General features: G+C 72.6%; 1 protein-coding gene. It reads right to left on the bottom strand.

Features of this window, described 5'->3' with window-relative positions; translation table 11 throughout:
- The coding region (locus ACIP93_RS24660; RefSeq protein ID WP_401761756.1) for an SDR family NAD(P)-dependent oxidoreductase at window positions 1-26,717 on the bottom strand (26,717 nt) is incomplete at its 3' end.
- Between the last annotated feature and the right edge of the window lie 101 nt (window positions 26,718-26,818).

The following is a 26,818-nucleotide window of genomic DNA, read 5'->3' on the forward strand; positions in this document are numbered from 1 at the left end:
CGCACCACCGCCCACACCCGATGACCACGACGCACCGCATCCGACAACCGCTCCAGCACCACCATCCCCACGCCCTCACCCCAACCGACACCATCAGCGGCTTCGGCGAACGCCTTGCAGCGGCCGTCGGGCGCGAGGCCACGCTGGCGGGAGAACTCGATGAACGTCGTCGGCGTCGACATCACGGTGACGCCACCGGCAACCGCCAGCGAACACTCACCCGCCCTCAGCGCCTGCGCCGCCAGATGCATCGCCACCAGCGACGACGAACACGCCGTGTCCACCGTCACCGCCGGACCCTCCAGACCCAACGCGTACGACACCCGACCGGAGGCAATACTTCCCGCGCTCCCGCTGCCCTGCTGGCCCTCGAACTCCCGGCCACCCAGCAGACTCGCGTAATCGCTGTACATCACACCCGCGAAAACGCCGGTCTGCGAGCCGCGCAACGACACCGGATCAATGCCCGCCCGCTCCACCGCCTCCCACGTCGTCTCCAGCAACAACCGCTGCTGAGAGTCCGTGGCAAGCGCCTCACGCGGACTCATCCCGAAGAAATCCGGATCGAAGTCGGCGGCGTCGGACAGGAAACCGCCGGAGCGGGTGTAGCTGGTGCCCAGGTTCTCCGGCGCCGGGTCGTAGAGCGACTCCACGTCCCAGCCGCGATCGGTGGGGAAGCCGCCCACGGCGTCCACGCCGTCGGCGACCAACCGCCACAGCCCCTCCGGCGAGGTCACGCCTCCCGGGTAGCGGCAGGCCATGCCCACGATCACCACCGGATCGTCCGCGTCCGTCGCGCTCCGCGCGGCAAGCAACTGCTCGGCCGCCGTTGCGTGGGCGAGCGCCCCGCCGTCCGGCTCGTCGAACAGCTCGTCGTTCAGGAAGCCCACCAGCGCGTCCGCCGTCGGGTAGTCGAAGACCAGCGTGGCGGGCAGCCGCAGGCCGGTCGCGGCGTCGAGCCGGTTGCGCAGCTCGACTGCCATCAAGGAGTCGAAACCGAGTTCCTGGAAGGCCCGGGCGGGATCCACCTCCGCCACGCCCGCGTGTCCGAGCACGAGCGCGATCTGCGTCCGTACGACGTCGAGCAGTGCTTCACGACGTGTCTGCGGGTCGAGACCCGCCAGCCGGTCGGTGAGCCCGGTGGGGGCACCGGCCGTGGTGGCCGTGCGGCGGACGGGCTTGCGGATCAGGCCGCGCAGCAGTGAGGGGACCTCGCCCTGGGCCCGGATCGCAGCCAGGTCCAGGCGGACCGGCAGCAGCGCCGGCCGCCCGGCCGACAGCGCGGCGTCGAACAGGGGCAACGCCTGTTCCGGTGCCAGCGGCGGCATCCCGGCACGCGTCATCCGCTCGGTGCCGGCCGCGGTGAGAGCGCCGGTCATGCCGCCGCCCGTACCGGACCACGGCCCCCAGGCCAGTGAGGTTCCGGGGAGCCCGAGGGCGTCCCGGTGGCGTGCGAGGGCGTCCAGGAAGGAGTTCCCGGCGGCGTAGTTGGCCTGCCCCGCGTTGCCGAAGGTGCCCGCCACGGAGGAGAACAGGACGAAGGCGGCGAGGTTCTGGTCACTGGTCGCCTCGTGGAGATTCCAGGCCGCGTCCACCTTGGGGCGCAACACAGCAGCCAGCCGTTCCGGGGTGAGCGAGCCGATCAGCGCGTCGTCGAGCACACCGGCGGTGTGGACGACGGCATGCACCCGGTGGCGGGCCAGCAGTCCATTCACGGCGTTCCGGTCGGTGAGGTCGCACGCCTCCACGGCCGCGTCGGCGCCCGCTTCGGCGAGTTCCGCGAGGAGTTCCCGGGCACCCTCCGCTTCCGCGCCGCGCCGGCTGACGAGCAGCAGGCTGCGTACGCCGTGTTCCTCGACCAGGTGCCGGGCCACGGCCCGGCCCAGAGCGCCGGTGCCTCCGGTGACCAGGACCGGGCCCTCGCCGTTCCAGACGGGGGCGGCCGCGGTGGCGGGCACCGCGACCCGGGCCAGCCTGGCGGCCAGTACCTGGCCGTCACGGACGAGCAACTGGGGCTCGCCCAGGGAGACCAGGGCCTTCAGCAGCTCCGCCTCGGGCTCCTCCCCCGCCACGTCCACCAGGACGAACCGGCCCGGCTGCTCCGACTGCGCCGAGCGCAGCAGACCCCAGGCGGCGGCAGCGGCAAGGTTCTCGCCGGACACCGCGCCTCGGGTCACGAGGACCAGTGGGGAGTCGGTCGCGGAGCGCTCCTCCTGCACGAGCTGTACGAGTTCCAGCGCCCGCGCGGCCTGGGCGTGCACCGACCCGACGACCCCGGCGGCGTCGTCCGATCCGTCCGCCGCACTGTCGGAGTCCGAGCCGTCCGCCGCACTGTCAAGGTCGGCCCGGGCATTGTCGTCGTCGGTGTCGCTGTCGGTCGCCGAGCCCAGCCGGACCAGTTCCACATCCGGCACGGCGGCCCCGGTGTCGGGAACCTCGACCGGCGTCCACTCGACCGTGAACAGCGCGTCATGCACGGCCGTGCCGCCGTCACCCAGCTGCTGTGCGGAAACCGGCCGCACAGTGAGCGAGCGTACGGAGGCGACGGGCGCTCCCGTACCGTCCGCGAGGGCCACGGCCAGGGCCCCGTCGGCCCCCGGAGTCAGCCGGACCCGCAGGGCAGAGGCACCGGACGCGTACAGCGACACTCCGGACCAGGCGAACGGCACTCCGCCGCCCTCACCGCCCCCCGCTCCCGCCGCTGCCGCGTGCAGGCTCGCGTCGAACAGGGCCGGGTGCAGGCCGAACGCCCCGCCGTCCACGTCCTCGGGCAGCGCGACCTCCGCGTACACCACGTCGTCGACCCGCCAGGCCGCCCGCAGCCCCTGGAAGGCGGGCCCGTACTCGAACCCGGCCTCCGCGAACCGCCCGTACACCCCGGACACGTCCAGCGCCTCCGCACCCGCGGGCGGCCAGACCGCCGCGTCGAACGCGGGCGCGCCGTCGGGGGACACGGCGAGGAAGCCCTCGGCGTGACGCGTCCATCCGGTGTCGGCACCGGTGTCCGGCCGGGAGTGCACGCTCACCGGCCGACGGCCGGAGCCGTCCGGCTCGCCCACCCAGACCTGCACCTGTACGCCGCCCTCGGCGGGCAGCACCAGCGGCGCGGCCAGCGTCAGCTCTTCCAGGGTCGCGCAGCCGACCTCGTCGCCCGCCCTGACGGCGAGTTCCACCAGTGCGGTGCCAGGTACCAGTACCGTGCCCATGACCGCGTGGTCCGCGAGCCACGGATGCGACTGAACCGACAGCCGCCCGGTGCACAACTGGCCCGCGCCGCCCGCCAGTTCCACCGACCCCGCCAGCAGGGGGTGGTCAGCTGCCCTGAGTCCGACGGACTCCGCGCTTCCCGCGTACGCCATGACCGTCGGCCAGAAGCGCCGGTGCTGGAAGGGGTAGGTGGGCAGTTCGACGCGTCGGGCCCCGGAACCGGCGTAGAAGGCCGGCCAGTCGACCGGTACGCCGTGCGCGTGCAGCCGGGCCGTGGCCTGACGTACGGCGGACTCCTCCGGGACGTTTCCACGCAGTGCGGGAACCAGGGCGGCGGCGTCGGGGGCCGAGTCCTGGGCCATGGCGGTGAGAACACCGTCGGGGCCGATCTCCAAGAAGCGGGTCACGCCGAGGGCGCCGAGGGTCCGGATGCCGTCCGCGAAGCGGACCGCCTCGCGGACGTGGCGCACCCAGTACTCCGGGGCGCACAGCCGGTCGCTCTCGGCGACGTCGCCGGTCAGGTTGGACACGACGGGGATCGAGGGCTTCGAGAAGGACAGCCCGGACAGCACCGTACGGAACTCGTCCAGCATCGGATCCATCAACGGCGAGTGAAAACCGTGCGACACCCGGAGACGAGTCGCCTTACGGCCGAGCGCCTCGAAGTGGGCCCGCACGGACTCCACCTGCTCCGACGCACCGGACACGACCACGGAGGACGGACCGTTGACCGCCGCGACCGAAACCGACTCGCCCAGGAACGGAAGGACTTCCTCCTCCGTCGCCTGCACGGCCAGCATCGCGCCGCCCTCCGGCAGCGCCTGCATCAACCGCCCACGCGCCGCCACCAGCGCACACGCGTCGGCCAGCGAGAACACCCCGGCCACATGCGCCGCAGCCACCTCACCGATGGAATGACCCGCCACGAAGTCCGGCCGCACACCCCACGACTCGACAAGACGGAACAGCGCCACCTCCACGGCGAACAACCCCGCCTGCGCGAACATCGTCTGATTCAGCGCATCGGCGTCGTCGCCCCACATCACGTCCCGCACCGGGACGTCCAGCTCCGCGCACACCGCATCGAACGCGGACGCGAACACCGGGAAGCGGGCATACAACTCACGCCCCATCCCGAGACGTTGCGACCCCTGACCCGAGAACAGGAATGCCAGCGGTGCGGTGGTCGCGACGGCTGTGGCCGCCTCGCCGCGCACGACGGCTTCCAGGCCCGCCAGCAGCTCGTTCCGGTCCGACGCGGAGATCGCGGCGCGGTGACCGAGTGCCGCCCGGGTCGTCGCGAGCGAGTGGCCCAGGTCGGCGGGGCTCGTCTCCTCGGACTCCGCCACGAGTGCCAGCAGGCGTCCGGCCTGAGCGCGCAGGGCCTCGGGCGACGCTGCGGACACCACGAGTGCCGTGGGGGCCGCGACGCGGGACTCGCCGGATGCGGGCTCGGCGGACGCGGGCTCGGAGGAGGGTTCCGGGGAGGACGGCTCGGTGACGGCGGCCGGGGCCGTCGGGGCCTCCTCGACGATCACGTGTGCGTTGGTGCCGCTGATCCCGAAGGACGAGACGCCTGCCCGACGGGTGTGCCGGTCGTCGCCGGACCACTCGCGGGCCTCGGTGAGCAGCCGTACGCCTCCCGCGCTCCAGTCGACCTCGCGGCTCGGCTCGTCCACGTGCAGCGTCACGGGCAGCTCCCGGTGGCGCATGGCCATCACCATCTTGATCACGCCCGCAACACCGGCCGCGGCCTGCGAGTGGCCGATGTTGGACTTGACCGAGCCCAGCCACAGCGGCCGGTCGGCGGGACGCCCCTGGCCGTACGTGGCGAGCAGGGCCTGGGCCTCGATCGGGTCGCCGAGCGTCGTGCCGGTGCCGTGTGCCTCCACGGCGTCGATCTGGTCGGCGGCGAGCCGGGCGTTGGCGAGGGCCTGCTTGATCACCCGGCGCTGCGAGGGGCCGTTCGGTGCGGTCAGGCCGTTGGAGGCGCCGTCCTGGTTGACGGCGGAGCCGCGGATCACGGCGAGCACCTGGTGCCCGTTGCGGACCGCGTCGGAGAGCCGCTCGACCGCGAGGAAGCCCGCGCCCTCGGCGAATCCGGTGCCGTCGGCCGCCGAGGCGAACGACTTGCACCGCCCGTCGGAGGCGAGCCCGCCCTGACGGCCGAACTCCGCGAACACGCCCGGCGTGGCCATCACGGTGACGCCACCGGTGAGCGCCAGCGAGCACTCTCCCTGCCGCAGGGCCTGCACCGCCAGGTGCAGGGCGACGAGCGACGACGAGCAGGCCGTGTCGACGGCGACCGCCGGGCCTTCGAGGCCGAGCTTGTAGGAGACCCGGCCCGAGACCACGCTGCCGTTTCCGTCACTGCCCGGGTAGTCGTGGTACATCACGCCGGCGAACACGCCGGTGCGGCTGCCCCGGAGCGTCGTCGGGTCGATGCCCGCGCGCTCCAGCGCCTCCCAGGCCAGTTCCAGGGTGATCCGCTGCTGCGGGTCCATGGCGAGGGCCTCGCGCGGTGAGATGCCGAAGAAGGCCGGGTCGAAGTCGGCCGCTCCGTCGAGGAAGCCGCCGGTGCGGGTGTAGTAGGCGTCCGGTCCCGTTCCGTGCGGGTCGCGCAGGGACGACAGGTCCCACCCCCGGTCGGTGGGGAACGCGGAGATCGCGTCGCCGCCGGAGGTGACGAGCCGCCACAGGTCCTCGGGGCTGGTCACGCCGCCCGGGTACCGGCAGGCCATGCCGACGATCGCGATGGGCTCGTGCCGGTCGGCGGTGAGCCTGCGGTTGTCGGCGCGCAGCAGGGCGGTCTCGCGGCGGGCCGCCGCCAGCGCGTCCCCGTCAGCCGCGTCGCCCGTGTCGTGCGGTTCCGGCTGCTCCTCCTCCGCGAGGTCGGCGGGGGTGACCCGTACCTCAGCGAGGTCGAGGAGGCTCTGCATCAGTCCGGCGTCGCGCAGCCGGCTCGTCGGAATGGTGCGGAGCGCTTCGCGGACCTCCTCCTCACCCGGGGTGCCGCCGGTCACGGCACCGCCGAGGAGGGTGAGGAGGTGGTCGGTGACGGCTTCGGCGTTGGGGTGGTCGAAGGCGAGGGTGGCGGACAGGCGCAGGCCGGTGACCCGGTTCAGGTGGTTGCGCAGTTCGGTCGCGGCGAGCGAGTCGAAGCCCAGTTCCTGGAAGGCCCGGTCCGCGCCGACCGCCTCGGCCGAGGCGTGCCCGAGCACCGACGCCACCTCGTCCCGGACCAGCCCCAGCACCGTACGCCGGCGCTCTCCCGCCGACAGGCCGGACAGCCGGTCGTGCAGGGTCGGCTCGGCCGGCGCCGAACCGCTGCGGGCCGCCGCCGCCCGCCGTACGACGGGCGCCAGGCCGCGGAGCAGCGCGGGCACGTCGTCCGTGCGGGAGCGCAGGGCGGCCGTGTCGATCCGTACGGGGACGACGGCGGCGCGATCGGACCGCAGGGCCGCGTCGAAGAGGGCCAGGCCCGCCTCGTGGGTCAGCGGCGGTACGCCCTGGGTGGCCATCCGCTTGCGGTCCACGTCGCGCAGGTACGCGCCGAGCCCGCCGCCGACCTCCCACAGGCCGAAGGCCATGGAGGTGGCGGGCAGCCCCTCGGCCGCACGCTGTACGGCGAGGGCGTCCAGGAAGACGTTCGCCGCCGCGTAGTTGCCCTGCCCCGCGGTCAGCACCAGACCGCCCGCCGAGGAGAACATCACGAACGCGGCGAGGTCGTACTCCCGCGTCAACTCGTGCAGATGCCAGGCCGCGTCGACCTTGGGCGCGTACACCCTGTCCACCTGCTCATGGGTGAGCGCGTCCATGACGGTGCTGTCGCCGATGCCGGCGGCGTGGAAGACGCCGGTCAGCGGACGCTCGGAAACGGTCTCGGCGAGCAGGCCCGCGAGCGCGTCCCGGTCCGACACGTCACACGCGACGACACGGACCTCCGCACCCGACGCGATCAAATCTGCCGCCAGCTCCTCGGCCCCCGGAGCAGCCAAACCCCTCCGGCTCGTCAGCACCAGGTGCCGCACCCCGTACTCGGACACCAAACGGCGGGCCACCACCGCTCCCAGGCCACCGGTACCACCCGTCACCAGCACAGCACCGTCGGAAGCGAATTCAGGAGCTTGATCGGTTGTCTGCTCCAGCCGGACGAGGCGCGGCACCCACACCGCGTCCCCGCGCACTGCGGACTCCGGCTCACCAACCGCCAAGGCGGACACGACAGTGCCCACTTCCGCCCCGGGCTCCACGTCCACCAGCGCGAACCGGCCCGGATTCTCCGCCTCCGCCGCACGCACCAGACCCCACACCGGAGCCTGCACCACATCCAGCCCGACACCCTCCGACACCGCCACCGCACCACGCGTCAACACCACCAGACGCGACGCCGCGAACCGCTCCTCAGCCAGCCACGACCGCACCACATCCAGCACCCCGTACGACATCGCACGCACCCCGGACGGAACACCCAGGCCCGTAGGGAAGGCACCGCAGTCCAGCACCACCACACCCGGCACCGGACCCGCCGCGGGCACCTCCTCCCAACTCACCCACGACACCTCGCCCGCACCAGGAACCGCCGGAACAACCGACCAGCCGACCCCGAACAACGGACTCCCCGAACCACCCAACTGCTCTGCCGACACCGGTCGGCTGACCATTGAGCCGACCGAGAGCACCGGCGCTCCGGTGACGTCGGCGAGCGCGAGAGTCCAGCCGTCCTCGCCGACGCGGGTCAGCCGCACCCGCACCTCGGACGCACCGACGGCGTGCAACGCCACGTCGTTCCAGACGAACGGGATGGCGGCCTCTCCCGTACTCGTCAGGATCGCCGCGTGCATCGCCGCGTCGAGCAGGGCGGGATGCAGGCCGAACCGGCCCGCCGCGTCCCGCTCCTCCTCGGGCAGCGCGACCTCGGCGAACAACTCCTCACCACGCCGCCACACCGCACGCAGCCCACGGAACACCGGACCGTAACCGAACCCGGCCCCGGCGAAGCCCTCGTACGCGCCCTCGACGGACACCTCCTCGGCACCGGCCGGCGGCCACATCCCCGCGTCGAAACCGGCGAGAACATCCCCCGCCTGCGCACCCACGGCATCCGCGCTCAGCACACCACCGGCATGCCGCACCCAGCCCCCGTCCTGCTCCTCGTCCGTCCGTGAGTGCACGGTGACCTGACGGCGGGCGGAGCCGTCCGGCTCTCCGACCCAGACCTGTACCTGTACGCCGCCCTGCTCGGGCAGCACCAGCGGCGCGGCGAGCGTCAGCTCCTCCACCGCCGCACAGCCGACCTCCGCCCCGGCCCGCAGAACGAGTTCGAGCAGACCGGTGCCGGGCACCAGGACCGTGCCCATCACCGTGTGGTCCGCGAGCCACGGGTGCGTGCGGAGGGACAGTCGTCCCGTGAAGAGGTAGCCGTCGGCCGAGACCAGCTCCATGGCGGCCCCGAGCAGCGGGTGCTCCGCGGAGGCGACACCGACCGAGTCCAGATCGGCAGTGCCCTGGGTGGCGTCCAGCCAGTAGCGCCGACGCTGGAAGGCGTACGTGGGCAGGTCGATCCGGACGCCCCGCGGGCCGTCGGCGACAGCGCCGAAGAACTCCCGCCAGTCCACGGCGATCCCGGCGCAGTGCAGTGCACCGAGCGCCGCGACCAGGGTGGCGGCCTCGTCCCGGCCCGCGCGCAGCAGGGGGAGGGCGGAGGCGGTCGTGCCGTCCAGGCAGTCCCCGGCCATTCCGGCGAGCACGGCGTCGGGGCCGATCTCCAGGAAGCGGGTCACGCCGAGGGCGCCGAGGGTCCGGATGCCGTCGGCGAAGCGGACCGCCTCGCGGACGTGGCGCACCCAGTACTCCGGGGCGCACAGCCGGTCGCTCTCGGCGACGTCGCCGGTCAGGTTGGACACGACGGGGATCGAGGGCTTCGAGAAGGACAGCCCGGACAGCACCGCGCGGAAGTCGTCCAGCATCGGATCCATCAACGGCGAGTGGAAACCGTGCGACACCCGGAGACGAGTCGCCTTACGGCCGAGCGCCTCGAAGTGGGCCCGCACGGACTCCACCTGCTCCGACGCACCGGACACGACCACGGACGACGGACCGTTGACCGCCGCAACGGACGTCAACTCGCCCAGCAGCGGCAGGACTTCGGCCTCCGTCGCCCGCACGGCCAGCATCGCGCCGCCCTCCGGCAGCGCCTGCATCAACCGCCCGCGCGCCGCCACCAACGTGCACGCGTCGGCCAGCGAGAACACCCCGGCCACATGCGCCGCAGCCACCTCACCGATGGAGTGACCCGCCACGAAGTCCGGCCGCACACCCCACGACTCCACGAGCCGGTACAGCGCCACCTCCAGGGCGAACAACCCCGCCTGCGCGAACATCGTCTGATTCAGCGCATCGGCGTCGTCGCCCCACACCACCTCCCGCACCGGGACGTCCAGCTCCGCGCACACCGCATCGAACGCGGACGCGAACACCGGGAAACGGGCATACAACTCACGCCCCATCCCGAGACGTTGCGACCCCTGACCCGAGAACAGGAACGCGCTCGTTCCGGCCCCTCGGGCGGATGCCATGAGGACGCCACTCGGAAGTGTGCCCTCTCCGGCCGTCAGTCCGCGCAGTCCGTCGACCAGCTCCGCACGTCCGGTGCCGACGACCGCGGCCCGGTGTTCCAGCGCCGTCCGCGTGGTCGCCAGAGCGCCGGCCGTCGCGACCAGGTCCAGGTCCGGCCGGGATTCGACGTACGACAGCAGGCGTGCGGCCTGCTCCTGGAGGGCTTCCGGGGTCGCGGCGGACACCAGCCATGGCAGCGTACGGGCCACCGGACTGCTCGTGACGTCGGACTCCGGTTCCCTCGTGACGCTGGTCCCCGGTCCGTTACTGGCCTCGGAATCCGGCCCGTTCGCCGGCTCCGGTTCCATTGTGCCTTCGGGCTCGGGTCCCATGGCGGCCCCGGGCGCCTGCGCCGGGGTCTCCGCCGCCGTCTGCTCCAGGATGACGTGCGCGTTGGTACCGCTGATGCCGAACGCCGACACGCCCGCGCGGCGGGGACGGCCGGTCTCCGGCCACTCGACCGCTTCGCCGAGCAGTTCCACCGAGCCTTCGGTCCAGTCCACGTGCGGCGAGGGGTCGTCCGCGTGGAGGGTGCGCGGGAGCACGCCCTCCCGCATCGCCATGACCATTTTGATCACGCCTGCGACACCGGCGGCGGCCTGCGCGTGCCCGATGTTCGACTTGATGGAGCCGAGCAGGAAGGGTTGGTTCTCCGGCCGGTCCTGCCCGTACGTCGCGATGAGCGCCTGGGCCTCGATCGGGTCGCCGAGCGTGGTGCCCGTACCGTGCGCCTCGACGGCGTCGACCTCGGCGGCCGTGAGAGCGGCGGAAGCCAGGGCCTGACGGATGACCCGCTGCTGCGACGGACCGTTGGGGGCGGCGAAGCCGTTGCTGGCACCGTCCTGGTTGACGGCGGAACCGCGGATAACGGCCAGGACCTGGTGCCCGTTGCGCTGCGCGTCGGACAGCCGCTCGACGAGCAGCACGCCCACGCCCTCGGACCAGCCGACCCCGTCCGCGCCGCTTCCGAACGCCTTGCACCGGCCGTCGACGGACAGACCCCGCTGCCGGCTGAACTCGATGAACATGCCGGGCGTGGACATGACGGTCGCACCGCCGGCCAGGGCCAGCGTGCACTCCCCCGCCCGCAGCGACTGCACCGCCAGGTGCAGCGCCACCAGGGAGGAGGAACACGCGGTGTCCACCGTGACGGCCGGGCCCTCCAGACCCAGCGTGTACGAGACCCGGCCGGAGACCACGCTGCCGCCGCTGGTGCCGGAAGGGTGCGCACCGAGCGCGTAGTCGTGGTACATCACACCGGCGAAGACGCCCGTGCGGCTGCCCTTGAGCGTGCTGGGGTCGATGCCGGCGCGCTCCAGGACCTCCCAGGAGGTTTCGAGCAGCAGTCGCTGCTGCGGGTCCATGTAGAGGGCCTCGCGGGGGGAGATGCCGAAGAAACCGGGATCGAAGTCCGCGGCCTCGTGCAGGAAGCTGCCGCGGCGCGTGTAGCTCTTGCCCTCCTTGCCGGGCTCCGGGTCGTACAGGTCCTCCGTGTTCCACCCCCGGTCGGCGGGGAGGTCGGAGACGGTGTCGCCGCCGTCCAGCAGCAGCCGCCACAGGTCCTCGGGCGAGGTCACCCCGCCCGGGTAGCGGCAGGCCATGCCGACGATCGCGATCGGGTCGTCGTCGAGCGGACGCCGCTGTCCGGTGTCCCGTACCGCAGCGTCCGGAGCGGCCCCGCCGGTTCCGGTTCCGGTTCCGCCGAGGAGGGTGAGGAGGTGGTCGGTGACGGCTTCCGCGTTGGGGTGGTCGAAGGCGAGGGTGGCGGACAGGCGCAGGCCGGTGGCCCGGTTCAGGTGGTTGCGCAGTTCGGTCGCGGCGAGCGAGTCGAAGCCCAGTTCCTGGAAGGCCCGGTCCGCGCCGACCGCCCCGGCCGAGGCGTGCCCGAGCACCGACGCCACCTCGTCCCGGACCAGCCCCAGCACCGTACGCCGACGTTCACCCGCCGACTGGCCGGACAGCCGCTGCGCCAACGAGGCGGCTGCGGTACTTCCGGAGCCGCCGGCCGCGCGTCGGGCGCGCCGCGGGGCGAGTCCGCGCAGCAGGGCGGGTATCTCGTCGGTACGGGTGCGCAGGGCGGCCGAGTCGACCACGAGAGGAACGACGGCGGGCCGGGCGGAGCGCAGCGCGGCGTCGAAGAGCGCGAGGCCGGTTCCGGCCGACAGGACGGGCAGTCCCTGGGTGGCCATGCGCTTGCGGTCCACGTCGGCGAGGAGCGTGCCCATGCCCGCTCCCGCGTCCCACAGGCCGAAGGCCATGGAGGTGGCGGGCAGCCCCTCGGCCGCACGCTGCGTGGCGAGGGCGTCCAGGAAGACGTTCGCCGCCGCGTAGTTGCCCTGCCCGGCGGTCAGCACCAGACCGCCCGCCGAGGAGAACATCACGAACGCGGCGAGGTCGTGCCCCCGCGTCAACTCGTGCAAGTACCAGGCGGCATCCGCCTTCGGCGCGAGGACGACGTCGAAGTCGTCCTCGGTCAGCGCCCCGACGAGGGCGTTGCTGCTGATGCCGGCGGCGTGGAAGACGCCGGTCAGCGGACGCTCGGTGACGGTCTCGGCGAGCAGGCCCGCGAGCGCGTCCCGGTCCGACACGTCACACGCGGCGACACGGACCTGCGCACCCAGCGCCGCCAATTCGGACACCAGCTCCTCGGCACCCGGAGCGGCCAGACCCCTCCGGCTCGTCAGCACCAGGTGCCGCACCCCGTACTCGGACACCAGCCGACGGGCCACCACCGCACCCAGACCACCGGTACCACCCGTCACCAGCACAGCACCGTCGACATCGAATTCGGGTGCCTGGTCGTCGGACTTCTCCAGCCGTACAAGACGCGGCGCCCACACCTGACCGGCGCGTACCGCGGACTCCGGCTCACCGGTCGCCAGCGCGGACGCAACCGTGTCCACGGCTGTCCCGGGCTCCACGTCCACCAGCACGAACCGGCCCGGATTCTCCGCCTGCGCCGCACGCACCAGACCCCACACCGGAGCCTGCACCACATCCAGCCCGACACCCTCCGACACCGCCACCGCACCACGCGTCAACACCACCAGACGCGACGCCGCGAACCGCTCCTCAGCCAGCCACGCACGCACCGCCTCCAACACCCGGTACGACACCGCACGCACCCCGGACGGAACACCCGCACCCGTCGACCCCTCGACAGCGCCACAGTCCAGCACCACCACACCCGGCACCGGCCCCTCCGCAGGCACCTCCTCCCAGCGCACCCACGGCACGCCCCCGGTGGCCGGAACCGACGGAATCGCCGGAACAACCGACCAGCCGATCCCGAACAAGGGACTGCCCGAAGCACCCAACTGCTCCGCCGAGACCAGCCGGCTGAGCATCGAGCCCACGGACAGCACGGGCTGCCCCGTCACGTCCGCCATCTGCAACGAGAGCCCCTCGTCGCCGACGCGGGTCAGCCGTACCCGTACCTCGGACGCACCGACGGCGTGCAATGCCACGTCGTTCCAGACGAACGGGACGACCGTGTCGTCACCGGCGCCCTCCAACAGGCCCGCATGCAGGGAGGCGTCGAGCAGGGCGGGGTGCAGGCCGAAGCGGCCCGCCGCGTCCCGCTCCTCCTCGGGCAGCGCGACCTCGGCGAACAACTCCTCACCACGCCGCCACACCGCACGCAGCCCACGGAACACCGGACCGTAACCGAACCCGGCCTCCGCGAACCGCTCGTAGGCTCCCTCGACCGGCACCTCCCCGGCACCGGCCGGCGGCCACACCCTGGCGTCGAAATCGCCAAGAGCATCTCCCGCATGCGCAGCCACGGCATCCGCGCTCAGCAGACCAGCGGCATGCCGCACCCAGACGCCGTCACCGGCTCCTTCGGTGCTTGAGTACACGCCCACCGTGCGCCGGCCGGTCTCCTCGGGTGCCGACACCCGTACCTGAAGCTGTACGCCGCCCTGCTCGGGCAGCACCAGCGGCGCGGCGAGCGTCAGCTCCTCCACCGCCGCACAGCCGACCTCCGCCCCGGCCCGCAGAACGAGTTCGAGCAGACCGGTGCCGGGCACCAGCACGACGCCCTTGACGGTGTGGTCGGCGAGCCACGGGTGTGTCTGCCGCGAGAGGCGGCCCGTCAGCACGGTCCCGTCCTCGTCGGCCAGGCTGACCAACGCGCTCAGCATCGGGTGCTCCGCCGCGCCGAGCCCCGCGAACCGCACGTCTCCGGTTCGCAGCACCGCCCCGGCGGGCCAGTACCGCTGCCGCTGGAAGGCGTACGTGGACAGCTCGACCCGGGTGGCGCCGGTCCCGGCGAACAGGGCGCCCCAGCCCACGTTCACGCCCTGGACGTACAGCTCGGCGACAGCGCGTACAGCCGTCTCCTCCTCGACGCGTCCCTTGCGCAGAGCGGCGACGAACAACGCGTCGGACTCGGCCGACTCCTGGCCCATGGCCGACAGCACGCTGTCGGGTCCGAGCTCCAGGTAGCGGGTGACGCCCGCTTCGGAGAGCGCGCGGATGTCGTCGGCGAAGCGGACGGCGTCACGGACGTGGCGCACCCAGTACTCCGGGTCGCACACGGTCTCGGTGCCCGCCACCAGCGAAATCGTCGGAGCGGAGAAGGACAGCTCCGAGACCACCGCACGGAACTCGTCCAGCATCGGGTCCATCAATGGCGAGTGGAAGGCGTGCGAGACGCGGAGACGTGTCGTCTTGCGGCCCTGCGCTTCGAAGTGGGCCCGCACGGACTCCACCTGCTCCGACACACCGGACACCACCACGGACGACGGACCATTGACCGCCGCGACCGAGACCGACTCGCCCAGCAGCGGCAGGACTTCCTCCTCCGTCGCCTGCACGGCCAGCATCGCGCCACCCTCGGGCAGTGCCTGCATCAGCCGCCCGCGCGCCGCCACCAGCGTGCACGCGTCGGCCAGCGAGAACACCCCGGCCACATGCGCCGCAGCCACCTCACCGATGGAGTGACCGGCCACGAAGTCGGGCTTCACGCCCCACGACTCGACCAGGCGATACAGCGCGACCTCGACGGCGAACAGCGCTGCCTGCGCGTGCATGGTCTGGTTCAGCGCCTCCGCGTCGTCACCCCACACCACGTCCCGCACGGGGACGTCCAGCTCCGCGCACACCGCGTCGAACGCCGACGCGAACGCGGGGAAACCTGCATACAACTCACGCCCCATGCCCAGACGTTGCGAGCCCTGGCCCGTGAACAAGAACGCCGTCTTTCCGGCACGCACCTGCCCCTCAATGACCGCCTGCTCTGCAATGACCCGGTCGCCGTTGAGCACCACGGCCCGGTGGGCGAACACCGACCGGCCAAGGGTCGACAGGCCCACATCCAGCGGACGCAGCCCGGATTCCTCCGCGTATGCACGCAGCCGTGCGACTTGGTCCTTGAGCGCCTGTTCCGTCTTGCCGGACACCAGCCACGGCACCACCCCCGGAACCGCATCCTCAACCGCCGGCTCCACCTCGGCCGGCTCGAACTGCTCCAGCACCACATGCGCATTCGTCCCACTGATACCGAACGACGACACACCCGCCCTGCGCACCCGACCCGACTCCGGCCAGGACCGCTGCTCGGACAGCAACTCCACCGCACCCGCGTCCCAGTCGACGTGCGAGGAAGGGGCGTCCACGTGAAGAGTCTTGGGTACGGTGCCGTGCTGCATCGCCATGACCATCTTGATCACGCCCGCCACACCGGCAGCAGCCTGCGCATGCCCGATGTTCGACTTCACCGACCCCAACAACAACGGACTGCCCGCCGAACGGCCCTGCCCGTACGTCGCGATGAGAGCCTGCGCCTCGATCGGGTCACCCAACGTCGTCCCCGTACCGTGCGCCTCCACCACATCCACATCAGCCGTCGACAACCCACCACTCGCCAACGCCTGCCGGATCACCCGCTGCTGCGACGGACCATTCGGCGCCGTCAGACCATTCGACGCACCATCCTGATTCACCGCCGAACCGCGCACCACCGCCCACACCCGATGACCACGACGCACCGCATCCGACAACCGCTCCAGCACCACCATCCCCACGCCCTCGCCCCAACCGACACCATCGGCCGAATCCGAGAACGAACGACACCGCCCGTCCGACGACAGACCACCCTGCCGCGCGAACTCCACAAACGTCGTCGGCGTCGACATCACGGTGACGCCACCGGCAACCGCCAGCGAACACTCACCCGACCTCAGCGCCTGCGCCGCCAGATGCATCGCCACCAGCGACGACGAACACGCCGTGTCCACCGTCACCGCCGGACCCTCCAGACCCAGCGTGTACGACACCCGGCCGGAGGCGATACTGCCCGCGCTCCCGCTGCCCTGCTGGCCCTCGAACTCCCGGCCACCCAGCAGACTCGCGTAATCGCTGTACATCACACCCGCGAAAACGCCGGTCTGCGAGCCGCGCAACGACACCGGATCGATGCCCGCCCGCTCCACCGCCTCCCACGTCGTCTCCAGCAACAACCGCTGCTGAGAGTCCGTGGCAAGCGCCTCACGCGGACTCATCCCGAAGAAGTCCGGATCGAAGTCAGCGGCATCGTAGAGGAAGCCACCCGCCCTCTCGAACGACTCGCCCTCCACCTCCCAGCCACGGTCCACGGGGAACCCGCCCACGGCGTCCACACCGTCGGCGACCAACCGCCACAGGCCCTCGGGCGACACCACCCCGCCGGGGTACCGGCACGCCATGCCCACGATCACGATCGGATCGTCCACGAGGCCGGCTCCGGTCCGGGGCACGGGCACCGGCGCGGCCTCGGTCTCCTCCCCGAGGATCTCGTCGCGCACGAACGTCGCGAGCGCGTCCGCCGTCGGGTAGTCGAAGACCACGGTGGCAGGCAGCCGCAGACCGGTTGCCGCGCCGAGCCGGTTGCGCAGCTCGACCGCCGTCAGGGAGTCGAAGCCCAGGTCCTGGAACGCCCGCGCGGGGTCGATGGCTGCCGCACCCGCGTGGCCGAGGACCAGCGCGATCTGTGCGCGCACCAGGTCGAGTACGGCCTCGTGCCGTTCGGCTGCGGCGAGGCCGGACAGGCTCCTGCGCAGTCCGGCCGAGTCGGCGGTGCCTGTACGGAGGCTGCGGCGCGCTCGCGTCCGGATCAGGCCGCGCAGCAGCGGCGGGACGTCGCCCAGCGCGCGGATCGCGGCCAGGTCCAGGCGGACCGGCAGCAGCGCCGACCGACCGGCCGACAGCGCGGCATCGAACAGGGCCAGTCCGTCGTCCACGGACAGCGGGGGCATGCCGAGTCGGCTGATGCGCTCCATGTCGGCGTCGGTCAGCGAGCCGGTCATTCCGCCGGTCCGCTCCCAGGGCCCCCAGCCGAGGGAGACCCCCGGCAGGGACGCCGCCCGCCGGTGCGCGGCGAGGGCGTCGAGGAAGGCGTTGGCGGCGGCGTAGTTGGCCTGTCCCGCGCTGCCGAAGGTCCCCGCGACGGACGAGAACACGACGAACGCCGCGAGGTCCAGGTGCAGTGTCGCCTCGTGCAGGTTCCAGGCCGCGTCCACCTTGGGCCGCAGCACCGCCGAGAGCCGCTCGGCGGTCAGCGAACCGACCACGCCGTCGTCGATCACTCCTGCGGCGTGGATCACCGCCCGCACGTCGTGCCTGGTGACCAGGGAGCGTACGGCGGCGGGGTCGGCGACGTCGCAGGCCTCGATCGTGACCCGTACGTCCTGCTCCTCGAACTCGGCGACGAGGTCGTCGGTGCCGTCGGCGGCGCGGCCGCTGCGGCTGACGAGGAGCAGGCTGCGCACACCGTGCTCGGCCACCAGGTGCCGGGCGATCACGCGGCCCAGGCCACCCGTGCCTCCGGTGATCAGGACCGCACCGTCACCCGCCCACACCGGGCCCGCCTGCTCGGCGGACTCCGGGGTGGGGACCTGCGCCGTTTCGACGCGGGCCAGCCGCGCGGCGAGGAATTCACCGTCCCGTGCGAGCAACTGCGGCTCGTCAAGCGCCATTACGGACTCCAGCAGACCGGCGGGCTCTTCGCCCTCCACGTCCACCAGGACGAACCGTCCCGGCTGCTCCGACTGCGCCGAACGCACCAGACCCCAAGCGGCGGCGGCGGCCGGATCCGCGCCCGACACCGCACCCCGCGTCACCAGTACCAGCCGTGCCGTGTCGGGCAGGTCCTGCACCAAGAGCAGCACCTGCGACGTCAGGGCGTGCGCCGAAGCCGCGGCATCGCGCACGCCGGCTTCGCTCACCTCCGCATCGCTCGCGTTCTCGTCCGTAACGTCCGTGCCGTCCGAGCCGGACAGCCGGTGCACCACCACGTCCGGCGGCAACACGGTCGTCCCCGGCACCTGGACCGGTGTCCACTCGACGCCGAACAGCCCGTCGTGCGGCTGCTCACTGCTGACCGGACGCACCGTCAGAGAGCTTACGGACGCCACAGGTCGGCCCGTCGCGTCCGACAGCGACACCGACAGCGCACCCTCGGAGGTGCGGGACAGCCGGACCCTCAGGGCGGACGTGCCGGAGGCGTGCAGCGACACCCCGGACCACGAGAAGGGAACGCCGCGTTCGCCGTCGCCGAGCAGTACGGCCGCGTGCAGGCCGGCGTCGAAGAGGGCCGGGTGCAGTCCGAACCCGGTGAGGTCCGTTCCCTCGGGCGGCGCAACCTCCGCGTACACCGCATCGTCGAGCCGCCAGGCCGCCCGCAGCCCCTGGAACACGGGCCCGTACTCGAACCCGGCCTCCGCGAACCGCTCGTACACCCCGGACACGTCCAGCGCCTCCGCACCCGCGGGCGGCCAGACCGCCGCGTCGAACGCCGTGTGCGGAGTGGTGGTGTCGGGGGCGAGCAGGCCGGTGGCGTGCTGGACCCAAGGGGTTTCGTCCGTGCTGTCGGGACGCGAGTGCACCGTCACCGTGCGACGGCCGGACCCGTCGAGGACGCCCACCGCCAACTGCACGCGTACGCCGCCCTCGGCAGGTAGTACCAGCGGGGCGGCGAGGGTCAGTTCCTCCAGCGCCGGGCATCCGGCCTCGTCGCCCGCGCGCACGGCCATCTCGACCAGGGCCGTCCCGGGGACCAGCGCCGCGCCCATGACCGTGTGATCGGCCAGCCAGGGGTGTGTCCGCAGCGAGAGCCGTCCGGTGAAGAGGAAGGTGTCCGCGTCCGCGAGTTCCACGGCCGCTCCGAGCAGCGGGTGCTCAGCCGACTCCAGACCGGCCAGGCGTACGTCACCGCCACGGGCGAGGCCGCTGCCGACGGGCCAGAAGGGCCGGTGCTGGAAGGCGTAGGTGGGCAGCTCGACGGTGCGGGCACCGGTGTCGGCGAAGAAGACCGACCAGTCGGCGGGAGCACCGTTCACGTACAGCTCGGCCAGGGCTCGGAGGGCCGACGCCTCCTCGTCGCGGTTCTTGCGCAGTACGGGTACCAGGACAGCGTCGCCGCCTTCGGGCAGGCAGTCGGCGGCCATCGCGGACAGGACCCCGTCGGGTCCCAGTTCCAGGTAGCGGGTGACGCCCGCTTCGGCGAGGGCGCGGATGTCGTCGGCGAAGCGGACGGCGTCGCGGACGTGGCGCACCCAGTACTCCGGGTCGCACACCGACTCGGCACCAGCCGCCATCGCAATTGCGGGGGCGGAGAGGGACAGCCCCGACACCACCGCACGGAAGTCGTCCAGCATCGGGTCCATCAGCGGTGAGTGGAAGGCGTGCGAGACCCGGAGGCGGGTCGTCCTGCGGCCGAGCGCTTCGAAGTGGGCCCGTACGGACTCCACCTGCTCCGACGCACCAGACACGACCACGGACGACGGACCGTTGACCGCCGCGACCGAGACCGACTCGCCCAGCAGCGGCAGGACTTCGTCCTCCGCCGCCCGCACGGCCAGCATCGCGCCGCCCTCGGGCAGCGCCTGCATCAGACGCCCGCGCGCCGCCACCAGCGTGCACGCGTCGGCCAGCGAGAACACCCCGGCCACATGGGCCGCGGCCACCTCACCGATGGAGTGACCCGCCACGAAGTCGGGCTTCACGCCCCACGACTCCACGAGGCGGTACAGCGCCACCTCCACGGCGAACAACGCCGCCTGCGCGAACATCGTCTGGTTCAGCGCATCCGCGTCCTCACCCCACACCACCTCCCGCACCGGGACGTCCAGCTCCGCACACACCGCATCGAACGCGGACGCGAACACCGGGAAACGGGCGTACAACTCACGCCCAATGCCCAGGCGTTGCGACCCCTGGCCGGTGAACAGGAACGCCGTCTTCCCGGCGCGCGCCTGCCCCTCGATGACCTGGTCACCGTTGAGCACCACAGCCCGGTGGGCGAACACCGACCGGCCGAGCGTAGACAGGCCCACATCCAGCGGACGCAACCCGAATTCCTCCGCGTACGCACGCAGCCGTACGACCTGGTCCTTGAGCGCCTGCTCCGTCTTGCCGGACACCAGCCACGGCACCACACCCGAAACCGCGCCCTCAACCACCGGCAGCGCCGACAGCTCCGGCTCCACCTCGGCCGGCGCGAACTGCTCCAGCACCACATGCGCGTTCGTCCCACTGATGCCGAACGACGACACACCCGCCCTGCGCACCCGACCCGACTCCGGCCACGCCGTGCCGTCCGTCACCAGTTCCACCGCACCCGCGGCCCAGTCCACATGAGTCGACGGAACGTCGACATTGAGCGTCTTGGGTACGGTGCCGTGCTGCATCGCCATGACCATCTTGATCACGCCCGCCACACCGGCAGCAGCCTGCGCATGCCCGATGTTCGACTTCACCGACCCCAACAACAACGGACTGCCCGCCGAACGGCCCTGCCCGTACGTCGCGATGAGAGCCTGCGCCTCGATCGGGTCACCCAACGTCGTCCCCGTACCGTGCGCCTCCACCACATCCACATCAGCCGTCGACAACCCACCACTCGCCAACGCCTGCCGGATCACCCGCTGCTGCGACGGACCATTCGGCGCCGTCAGACCATTCGACGCACCATCCTGATTCACCGCCGAACCACGCACCACCGCCCACACCCGATGACCACGACGCACCGCATCCGACAACCGCTCCAGCACCACCATCCCCACGCCCTCACCCCAACCGACACCATCGGCCGAATCCGAGAACGAACGACACCGCCCGTCCGACGACAGACCACCCTGCCGCGCGAACTCCACAAACGTCGTCGGCGTCGACATCACCGTCACACCACCGGCAACCGCCAGCGAACACTCACCCGACCTCAACGCCTGCGCCGCCAGATGCATCGCCACCAGCGACGACGAACACGCCGTGTCCACCGTCACCGCCGGACCCTCGAAGCCGAAGGTGTACGAGACACGGCCGGAAGCGATGCTCGGGGCGCTGCCGTTGCCTCGGAAGCCGTCGTACTGCGCGCTGTCGAGGAGGTCGCGGTAATCCGTGTACATGACGCCCGCGAAGACGCCGGTATGCGAGCCGCGCAACGACACCGGATCGATGCCCGCCCGCTCCACCGCCTCCCACGTCGTCTCCAGCAGCAACCGCTGCTGGGAGTCCGTCGCCTCCGCCTCACGCGGGCTCATCCCGAAGAAGTCCGGGTCGAAGTCGGCGGCGTCGTAGAGGAAGCCGCCCACCTGCTCGAACGACTCGCCCTGCACGTCCCAGCCTCGGTCGGCGGGGAACCCGCCGACCGCGTCGGCGCCGTCGGCGACCAGGTGCCAGAGGTCTTCCGGAGAGGCCACCCCGCCCGGGTACCGGCACGCCATGCCGACGATCACGACGGGGTCGTCCTCTGCGGCCACGGTCCGGTCGGGCAGCGGTTCCGCCGCCGACTGAGCGTCGCTGCCGAGCAGTTCGTCGAGTACGAAGGTCACCAGCGCGTCGGCTGTGGGGTGGTCGAAGACCAGGGTGGCCGGCAGCCGCAGCCCCACGGCGGCCCCCAGCCGGTTGCGCAGCTCGACCGCCATCAGGGAGTCGAAGCCGAGGTCCTGGAAGGCGCGCGCCGGTTCGACGACGGTCGCGTCGACGTGCCCCAGGACGAGCGCGACGTGCCCGCGTACGAGATCGAGGAGCACCTCGCGCCGCTCGTCGGGCGCGAGGGCGGCGAGGGTGCGCCGCAGGCCCGCGGTGGCGGGCGTCCCGGCGGCCGGGGAGGCTGCCGAACGCCGGTTGCGGGTGGGGGACTTGACCAGTCCGCGCAACAGTGCGGGCACCTCGCCCCGCGCCCTGAGGGACGCGAAGTCGAACCGTACCGGGGCGACCAGCGACGCGTCCGCGCGCAGGGAGGCGTCGAAGAGTGCGGCGCCCTCCGCCGGGGTGAGTTCGGGCATGCCGGTGCGGGCGATGCGCTGGAGGTCGGCGTCGGACAGGGTGCCGGTCATGCCTCCGTCCTGGGTCCACGGACCCCACGCGAGCGAGGTGCCCGGCAGCCCAGATGCCCGGCGGTGTGCGGCGAGGGCGTCCAGGAAGACGTTGCCTGCCGCGTAGTTGGCCTGACCGGGGCCGCCGAAGAGGCCGGACACGGAGGAGAAGAGAACGAACGCGGCCAGATCCAGGCCGCGCGTGGCCGTGTGCAGGTTCCAGGCGGCGTCGGCCTTGGGGCGCAGGACCGCCGACAGCCGCTCGGGGGTCAGCGCCTCCACCACTCCGTCGTCAAGCACGCCCGCCGTGTGGACGACCGCGCGCACCGGGTGACGGGTAATCAGCTCGGACACGGCGTCCGCGTCCGCGACGTCGCACGCCTCCAGGACGGTTTCGGCGCCCAGCCCGGACAGCTCTGCGACCAGCTCGGCGGCGCCCTCGGCGGTCGCGCCGCTCCGGCTCACCAGCAGCAGACTGCGTACGCCGTGCTCGACGACCAGGTGCCGGGCGATCACCCGGCCCAGGCCACCGGTACCACCGGTGATGAGGACGGCGCCCTCACCGGCCCAGTCCGGGGCGGTCTCCCGCACCGCTTCCGACCGCGTGAGCCGTGCGGCAAGCACCTCGCCGTCGCGGACGAGCAGCTGGGGTTCGTCCGTTGCCAGTACGGTCTCCAGAAGCCCGGTCACCGGCTCCTGTCCCGCCACGTCCACGAGGACGAACCGGCCGGGGTGCTCCGACTGTGCCGAACGCACCAGGCCCCACGCGGCGGCGGCGGCCAGGTCCTCTCCGGACGTCGCGCCTCGGGTGACGAACACCAGCCGGGAGGCGGCGGACCGCTCCTCGCCCAGCCACTCCTGAAGCAGGTTCAGCGTCCGCGCGGTGAGCTTGTGCACCGACGCCACCGTGCCGTCGCCGCCCTCGCCAGCATCCTCGCCGCCCGTGCCGCCAGCGCCGTTCTCCTCGCCCGACAGCCTGGCGACGACCACGTCCGGGTCCACCGACGGCAGCGGCTTCGCCACCCGGACCGGTACCCACTCGACGCCGAACACCGAGTCGCGGTCCGTGACCCGGGCGGCCTCGACCGGCCGCAGCACCAACGACTCCACCGACGCCACCGGCTCCCCCGCCGGGTCGGCCACGGCCACGGTCAGCGCGTCCTCGCGCACACGGGTCACCCGTACGCGAATCGACGAGGCGCCGGTGGCGTGCAGCGACACGCCCTCCCAGGAGAAGGGCACGACGCCCCGAGGCACCCCGTTGAACGCGGTCACGTGCAGGGCGGCGTCCAGCAGGGCGGGGTGCAGCCCGTAACGGCTGCCGTCGACACCCTCGGGGAGGGCGACCTCGGCGTACACGTCCTCGCCCCGCTGCCAGGCGGCGCGCAGGCCCTGGAAGACCGGGCCGTAGTCGAACCCCGCCTCGGACATGCGGTCGTAGAGACCCGTCAGGTCCACCGGCTCGGCACCGGCCGGGGGCCAGACGGCGTTCGGGGCGTCCAGGGCCACGGTGCGCTCGCCGGACGTGAGGACACCCGTCGCGTGCTGGAGCCAGGCCTGGTCGTCGGCGCCCTCGCGGCGGGAGCGGATGCTCACCGTGCGCCGGCCGTCGCTGTCGGCGGCCACCCGCAGTTGCAGCTGCACGCCACCTTCCTCGGGCAGAACGAGCGGTGCGGCGAGCGTGAGTTCCTCGACCGTCCCGCACCCGACCTCGTCGCCCGCGCGGACGGCGAGCTCCAGGAACGCCGTTCCCGGCAGGAGGGCCGAGCCGCGCACCACGTGGTCGGTGAGCCAGGGGTGCGACTGGGCCGAGAGGCGGGAGGTGAACAGCATGCCTTCGGCGTCGGACAGCTCGACGGAGGCGTTGAGGAGCGGGTGCCCTGCGGCATCGAATCCGGCGGCCTGCACGTCACCGGCCGCTGCCAGGTCGGGCACCGGCCAGTAGCGCCGGCGCTGGAAAGCGTACGTCGGCAGGTCGACGAGGCGCGCGCCCGTCCCCCGCAGGGTCGCCGCCCAGTCCATGGCCGCACCGTCGACGAACATCCTGGCGGCGGCCGTGAGCGCGGCGGTCTCTTCGTCGACTCCCTTGCGCAGTACGGGTACGAGGACGGCGTCGGCGTCCTCGGGCAGGCAGTCGGCAGCCATCGCGGACAGGACCCCGTCGGGGCCCAGTTCCAGGAACCGCGTCACGCCCTGCCCGGACAGCACGCGTACGTCGTCCGCGAAGCGGACCGCGTCACGGACGTGCCGCACCCAGTACTCCGGGTCGCACACCGACGCGTCCGCAGCGGCGAGAGGTGTCTCCGGAGCGTTGAAGGACAGTCCGGACACCACCGCACGGAAGTCGTCCAGCATCGGGTCCATCAGCGGTGAGTGGAAGGCGTGCGAGACCCGGAGGCGGGTCGTCTTGCGGCCCTGCGCTTCGAAGTGGGCCCGCACGGACTCCACCTGCTCCAACACACCGGACACCACCACCGACGACGGACCGTTGACCGCCGCAACGGACGTCAACTCGCCCAGCAGCGGCAGGACTTCCTTCTCTGTCGCCTGCACGGCCAGCATCGCCCCGCCCTCCGGCAGCGCCTGCATCAACCGCCCACGCGCAGCCACCAGCGCACACGCGTCGGCCAGCGAGAACACCCCGGCCACATGCGCCGCAGCCACCTCACCAATGGAGTGACCCGCCACGAAGTCCGGCTTCACGCCCCACGACTCGACCAGGCGATACAGCGCCACCTCCACGGCGAACAACGCCGCCTGCGCGAACATCGTCTGGTTCAGCGCCTCCGCGTCCTCACCCCACACCACCTCCCGCACCGGGACGTCCAGCTCCGCACACACCGCATCGAACGCCGACGCGAACACCGGGAAACGGGCATACAGCTCACGGCCCATGCCCAGGCGTTGCGACCCCTGGCCGGTGAACAGGAACGCCGTCTTCCCGGCGCGCGCCACGCCCTCGGCGACCGGCTGCGTGCCGCCCAGCAGCACCGCCCGGTGACCGAGCGCGGACCGGGCCGAGGCGAGCGTCAGGGCGACGTCCGCCGGGCGGGGCGCGGACTGCTCCAGGTGGGCGTGCAGGCGCGCGATCTGGTCCCGGAGTGCCTGCTCCGTACGGCCGGACAGGGCCCACGGGACCACCGTGGGGCCGCCCGTTCCGGCCTCGGGGGTGCTCTCCTGGTCCGCCGGGGACGCTACGGCCTCTTCGAGCACCACGTGGGCGTTCGTGCCGCTGATGCCGAACGCGGAGACCGCGGAGCGGCGGGGGTGTCCGGTGGCGGGCCAGTCGGTCCGCTCGGTGAGGAGCTCGACGGCGCCCGCGCTCCAGTCGACGTGCGAGGTGGGCCGGTCGACGTGCAGGGTCGGGGGCAGGACGCCGTGCCGCATCGCCATGACCATCTTGATCACACCGGCGACGCCGGCCGCGGCCTGCGCGTGTCCGATGTTGGACTTGATGCCGCCGAGCAGCAGGGGGCGGTCCGCGGGCCGGTTGCGGCCGTAGGTCGCGAGCAGCGCCTGGGCCTCGATCGGGTCGCCCAGCGTGGTGCCGGTGCCGTGGGCCTCGACGGCATCGACCTGGTCGGTGGTGAGCTGGGCGTTGGCCAGCGCCGCCTGGATGACACGCTGCTGGGAGGGCCCGTTGGGGGCGGTGAGGCGGCTGCTGGCGCCGTCCTGGTTGACGGCCGTGCCGCGTACGACGGCGAGCACGTGGTGGCCGTTGCGGCGGGCGTCGGACAGCCGCTCGACGAGCAGGACGCCGACGCCCTCGGCCCATCCGGTGCCGTCCGCGGCCTCGGCGAAGGGCTTGCAGCGGCCGTCGGCGGCGAGGCCGCGCTGGCGGGAGAACTCGGTGAACAGGCGGGGGGTGGGCATGACGGCGACGCCGCCGGCCAGCGCCATGGTGCACTCGCCGGCCCGCAGGGCGCGTACGGCCAGGTGCAGGGCGACGAGCGAGGAGGAGCAGGCGGTGTCGACGGTGACGGCGGGGCCTTCGAGACCGAAGGTGTAGGAGATCCGGCCGGACAGGACGCTGACCGCGCCGCCGGTCAGCAGGTGGCCCTCGGTCTCGGCGGTCTGCTTGGCGAGGGAGCCGTAGTCGGTGTCCGCGCCGCCGATGAAGACACCGGTCTCGGTGCCGCGCAGGGCGGCGGGGTCGATGCGGGCGTGCTCGACGGCCTCCCAGGAGGTTTCGAGCAGCAGCCGCTGCTGCGGGTCCATGGCGAGGGCCTCGCGCGGGGCGATGCCGAAGAGGTCGGCGTCGAAGTCGGCGGCGGCGTCGAGGAAGCCGCCGTGGCGCACGTAACTCTTGCCCGGGGTACCCGGGTTGGGGTCGTAGATGCCCTCGGTGTCCCAGCCGCGGTCCTCCGGCAGGCGGCCGACGGCGTCGGTGCCGTCGGCGACCATCCGCCACAGGTCCTCGGGGGAATGGACACCGCCGGGGAACCGGCAGGCCATGCCCACGATGGCGATCGGCTCGCTGTCCCTGGCCTCGACGGATTCCAGCCTCTGCTTGGTGCGCCGCAGGTCTGCGGTGACCTTCTTGAGGTAGTCGCGGAGCTTGTCCTCGGAGGAGGGGGCGGCCTTGGGTGCCATGAGCGGGAAACCTCGCAGTCGGGAAAGGGTGTTACGCGTGGTGCGGTGTTCGACCGGCCCGGTCCGGCGAGCCGGTGGGCGGCTCGGCCGGGCCGGGCGGC

The organism is Streptomyces sp. NPDC088745 (assembly GCF_044751045.1).
Classification (GTDB): domain Bacteria; phylum Actinomycetota; class Actinomycetes; order Streptomycetales; family Streptomycetaceae; genus Streptomyces; species Streptomyces cremeus.